Below are 5,209 nucleotides of genomic sequence, written 5' to 3' on the forward strand. Positions count from 1 at the left end.
GACGATAGCAGCGTCCGTGACAGTCCGGACAGCGGGTGCTTTGGATTTCCAGGACCGGTAAGTCCGCGGGGCGACCTGCACGCCCTGCTCACGCAGGACCTTGCAGGCCGGCTCGACCCCGTGGCCATCGGCACGCAGTTCGTCGATGAATCCAGCTATTTGCGGCGGCGAGGGTCGAGCTCCCTCGCGAAGAAAATCGAGGCTTTCTTCAGGATCTCGTTGGCCTCCCGCAGTTCCCGGTTCTCACTCTCCAGCTCCCTGATCCGGGTCTGCTCGGCACTGGTGACGCCGGGGCGTTCGTCAGCGTCGATCTGGGCCTGGAGAACCCACCGGCGCAGGGACTCCCTGCCGATATTGAGCTTCGGTCCGATGGCGGAACAGGCGGCAAAAACGGAGTCGTACTCACTGAGGTGGTCCAGGACCATCCGCAGGGCACGCTCACGCTGATCCTGGGGGTATCGCTTGGGCATAATCGCCATCCTTCACAAAAAAGGAAGCGGCATCAAACCCGGTACGGTTCAGCTTTTGCGTTATGTGCCGCGGTAGCGGGGGTTTCCTTGGACGACTGCTTTCGTCGACGAGACTATTGAAACTGCAACACGACCGCCATAGACAGTGTTTCCTTGGACTATTGGTGAGGTCGTCCAGTTCAGGTAGATGATGATTGCGCTCTTCGTATCTTTCTGCCGTAAAATATTGTCTCGGATTTCGATGCCGCGAATTGGTACTGCCGATACACCATTTACAGCAATACAGGGGCCGAGCAGGTTAGGGCCCACCTCATTGCCGACCACTTTGACGTACTCCGATCTTATGACGTCGATTGCTGTGCTGGGGTTTGCCGGGGGCGTAGCTAAATCAAAGTAGAGCTTATTGCGCTCGACTGCTACGTTCGAGGCTTGGACCTTGATGAAACGGCGGGAGACGTTCAGGATCTGATTATCGCTGATGGTCACATTGCCCGCGTTGAATGGATTGGCAGTGCCGTCGAAGAACAGCAACTGGATTGCGTCGCCTTCCTCGCCCATGATGTTCCTAATGATATTGCCGGAGATGAGCGACGCGGCGGTCGCTGCGCGTCTGGCGTTGAGCATGATTCCCCGGGAGGCGCCGTTACCGTTCCCGAGAGTCGCGTCGCCGACACTGATCACGCTGCGAATCATGTTGTTGCGGATGATGATTCCGCCGCTGGTGGCGACGTCAATCCCGCGTGCTGGCCCGGTCGTAGAGTAGAAATTTTCGTAGCGGCCATTCTCTATAATTGCTGAGGCGCCGGTGACTCTGACGCCGTAGGATGCCTTGTTTTTACCGTCGACATAGACGCTCACGCGGCTGCCATTACCGGTCACGGTCAACGCTGTGATGCCAACGCCATCAGCAACGATTTTCGCGTTTTCGGTGAACAGGGTCCGGTTGTCCCCGGCCATCGTCAGCCCGGAAGTAATCCGGTAGGTGCCGTTTGAGAGTCTGGAGCCACCAGCTTTGAGCCAAGCCTGGAGCGCAGCCGTATCGTCGGCCACCCCGTCACCCCTTGCGCTGTACACCGCATTCTTGGGGTTTATGAATAGCTCGCCATGACTGACCGTCTTAGCCAGATGCTCACTCCCGCCAGAGCTGAGCGGCGGCGCCCAGGTACCGGTACTAGGGGTCGACTGGCATCCAGCTAGGATCAGGCCCAGACAGGCAATAACGGCGACGACGATTCCTCGTGTTCCACTCTTGCGTGCTGCAGTACCCACGGCCACTCCAATCCGCAATATGACTCACGAATACGCGCCCCAGCTCGTCTCCTAAGTATCGCCAAATACGCGCCGAACGCAACCCTCCGACGAGACTCACGAATAGTGCTCGCGAAATGGGGTGCGTGCCTCATCTGGGAAATGCTCGCGAAACGGGTCCGGCCCCGGTGCTGCTGGGACCATGATGGATGAGTCAGGGGTTGTCGTTGTCAGCGCGCAGGGAAATCACCAAGCAATCCGCGGCGGAGTACGCACGGGCGGCCAAGAAGGACAAGGGCCGGATCCTGAATGACCTGGTCGCGGTCACCGGCTGGTCCCGGGCCAATGCCCGCCGCGCGTTGTCCACGGCGCTCAAGCGAACGACCCCGGTCCGGAAGGCGAAGCGGAAGCCCCGGCCGCGGACTTATGGATACGACACGCTGACGGCCTTAATCAGGGTCTGGCGGCTGGCCGGGACGCCGTCGGGCAAGTATCTCGCGGCGACGATGGGACTGTGGCTGCCGAAGCTGGAGACCCTCGGGGAGCTTCGGAATGTCCGGTTCAGCCCGGAAATCCGGGACCAGCTAATGGCCGTCTCCGGGGCCACGATCGACCGGCTTCTGAAGCCGACCCGGGCGGGGATGGCGCCGAAGGGCCTGTCCGCTACGAAGGCCGGCAGCGAGCTCCGCTCCGCCATCGCGGTGCGCCGGGCCGGACAAGAACACGAGCAGGTTCCTGGGTTCATCGAGGCGGATCTGGTCGCGCACTGCGGCCCTGCCCTGGTGGGGGAATTCGCCCGCACACTCACTGCCACCGACGTGTTCACCGGCTGGACGGAGAACGTGGCAATCCGCAACAGCGCCTACAAATGGATCCTCGCAGCAATGGAAACCGTCGCCGAGCGTCTGCCGTTCCCGCTCACTGGTTTGGACACCGATTATGCCGACCTTCACGTTATGCCGACATTTTCGTATCGGTCCTGCTCAGCGGGGTGAGGGCACGGAGTTTGTCGGCATAATCATAGGGCCTCGAGGAAGGCCAGGATGGGTCGTGAGGGCGAAAACGGCCCGGTGTGGTGTCCGAGGGCGTGACGCGGGCGATGGCCCGTTCCTTCTGCGACATGTCCGCCTGCAGAAACGAGTTGGTTGAGGAGATAGCGCGGCCTCGCCACCCGCTATGACAAGCTCGTCCGGACCTACCGCGGCGGAGTCGTCCTCCACGCGATCACCATCTGGCTCAAGGAATTAGGAGACATGCCCTAGTCGACTTCGGTCAGGCAAAGGCCATCACCGGGATCCGGAAGATCCTGCACATCCTGATGGTGACGTTCACATTCTCGAATGTGCGCTCCCGGGGCGAGACGGCCAAGTGCGTCTACCGAGGGCTGCGGACGGTGTTCGACCACATCGGGTCCGCATCCCGGCTCATGGTCTGGGTCACTGCGAAAGCGGGCTCCTCGCCGAGATCGGGTTGGCGCGCGATCCGAATGGGCTCTACCGATACCCCTGCCTAGGCACGTCACCACCATCTCCGCAGTCCTCAGTTCGAGTCGGTCCTCGGACGGGTTTTGAGGCCGCGAAAGTAAACCACATCACTGCATGGGCTTAGCGGCCAGCTGCCGTATACCGCTTGCTTGTCTCCAAAGGTATCCTCCGGCGGGCGAGTTCCCAAGCCAGCTCCACAAAGGACGACCAGTAGGGGCCCATTAGGTACGATGAACCGGAAAGTAAATACAGGTCCACAATCGAAGACCGTAGGGCCGCTGCTGAGTTATATTCACCCTTAGCGGTCAGTCCAAAGCAATTCGGGATTTCAGCGAAAATTCGCTCCTGCGTTGCCTCGACATCGCACGATACAAAGAAGGAAGTGTCAGGGGCAGCCTCTTGAATGGTCTCCATACGCTCAAGGAACCAGTCAACAGGAGAAGCATCCAAAGTCTTCTGATGGGTCAACTCCGCGTGGGCCCTAATTTGCACGCCAACGTAGCTGACCGGCAGCTTCTTCCGCCACTGTTCCACCGAGGATGCAAGTGTTGGTTGCAGCTTAAGCCCGCATAGTCGTTGCTGCCAGCTATCGGCGCCTGGGGGTAGGATGAGAGCCGCGTTTGAATGAACGTGCCATACGTTGACTCGCTCCCATTCAGGGGCATTGAAATCTGTTGCTGCAGTTTGTCTGGGAAATTCTTCCCATATCTCTTTAGACCTTTCTAACGGGACTGCCTCGAGCGGATATTCCCAAAGGTCGGAGATCCTGCATCCGAAGCCGTCATCCATTGGCCAAACAAATTGAAAGTGCCTCCCATGATAGGCTGCTAGGATTTCTGCGCTGAGTGTAAAGCGAAGTCTGTTTCCGAGTCCGGTTTTGAATTGGTTAACAGCTAAGACAGAATTCAAGATCTTTTCCCCAGGGTAGACAGGCGCGCACTGCTTCGGTAGCCCTGTTACATTATCATGGCGGTCCCCGGTCGTTCCTAAGACGCTAAGGGATTGGCCTGTCCGACCAAGATTGAGCCGGAAGCCGGCCCCGGACCAACACCGCACCCACTCGGGACCTACCGGACGACGCATGGGTCATCCGGGCCACCGACGTCATTCTGCTCACCTATTACCCGCCGGGCACACAACTTTAACTCCGCGCCGAGCCGCGTTCCTGACCTACTGCCCGCGCTGGCACTTACCGTTCCTGGATGCCCGGCACCGCGCCAGGGCCGGTGCGAGAACCGGATCAAACCCTGAAGAATACATGCCTGGCCAAGCTACTGCTTCTCGACTTCACTGCGAACCAGGCTTGGGCGATCCTAGGCTCATGGCTATAGAGCACCGCGTCCCGGGACGGCCATCAGGCTAAGAGTGAGCTGCCGTGGAGATTTCGGACAGTGGGCCCTCTTAAAATGGGGGTCTACCGAAAGTAGAGATCAGCATGACCGCATCACGCAAGCGATTTACCCAGGAGTTCAAGGACGAGTTGTGCCGGGAGGTGATCAACACGTCCAAGCCGATCAAGGACGTGGCCACCTCGTATGGTGTCGGCCCCGAGACGCTCCGGAACTGGCTGGTCAAGTACCGCGAGGCCAACAACGGCACGGAGGCGGATCTGACGGTGTCGGAACGGGCCCGGCTGAAGGAACTCGAGCGTGAAGTTCAAGAGCTGCGGGCGGAGACTGCCTTCTTGAAAAAAGCCAGCGCTTACTTCGCGCGGGAGCAGCGGTAGTGAGCAAGTACGAATACATCGACTCCCAGAAAAGTGAGCCCGCCAACCTGAATTCGGTCGTGAGAATGTGCCGCTGGTTAGGCGTCTCAACCTCCGGTTTCTACCACTGGGCCACCCGCCCGCAATCGGCCACCTCGGGGCGCCGGCAGGCTCTGACGGCGCGGATCGAGCACTTCTTCGAGGAGTCCGAGGGCACCTACGGGTACCGGCGCATCCACGCCGACCTCGCCGCGGAACAGACCGAGTGCTCTCCCGAGCTGGTGCGGCAGATCATGCGCCAC

Annotated in this window: 4 protein-coding genes, 1 pseudogene and 1 other annotated feature; of the genes and pseudogenes, 2 read left to right on the forward strand and 3 right to left on the reverse strand. The window is 59.9% G+C overall.

The window, feature by feature from the left end; all coding sequences use genetic code 11:
• Positions 1-66: 66 nt before the first annotated feature.
• Positions 67-201, reverse strand: a sequence feature (AL1L pseudoknot).
• Positions 156-470, reverse strand: coding sequence for a transposase (locus BJG92_RS10915; RefSeq protein ID WP_232084034.1), 315 nt, complete (start codon positions 468-470; stop codon positions 156-158). (Overlaps the previous feature by 46 nt.)
• A gap of 60 nt (positions 471-530) precedes the next feature.
• The gene (locus BJG92_RS10920) at positions 531-1,739 is read right to left on the reverse strand and encodes a glycoside hydrolase family 55 protein (RefSeq protein ID WP_232084035.1); all 1,209 of its coding nucleotides are present in this window, start codon (positions 1,737-1,739) and stop codon (positions 531-533) included.
• A 206-nt stretch (positions 1,740-1,945) separates the two neighbouring features.
• On the opposite strand from BJG92_RS10920, the gene BJG92_RS10925 reads away from it, so the two are divergent.
• Positions 1,946-2,713: an integrase gene (locus BJG92_RS10925; RefSeq protein ID WP_232084036.1), complete on the forward strand. Its 768-nt coding sequence runs from the start codon at positions 1,946-1,948 to the stop codon at positions 2,711-2,713.
• A gap of 609 nt (positions 2,714-3,322) precedes the next feature.
• On the opposite strand, the gene BJG92_RS10930 is transcribed toward BJG92_RS10925, so the two are convergent.
• A complete protein-coding gene (locus BJG92_RS10930; RefSeq protein WP_232084037.1) occupies positions 3,323-3,991 on the reverse strand; it encodes a hypothetical protein in 669 nt (222 codons plus the stop codon).
• 646 nt (positions 3,992-4,637) lie between these two features.
• Between BJG92_RS10930 and BJG92_RS10940 the strand changes: the two are divergent.
• A pseudogene (locus BJG92_RS10940) lies at positions 4,638-5,209 on the forward strand (transposase); the annotation flags it as partial.

The organism is Arthrobacter sp. SO5 (assembly GCF_020532805.1).
Lineage (GTDB): Bacteria > Actinomycetota > Actinomycetes > Actinomycetales > Micrococcaceae > Arthrobacter.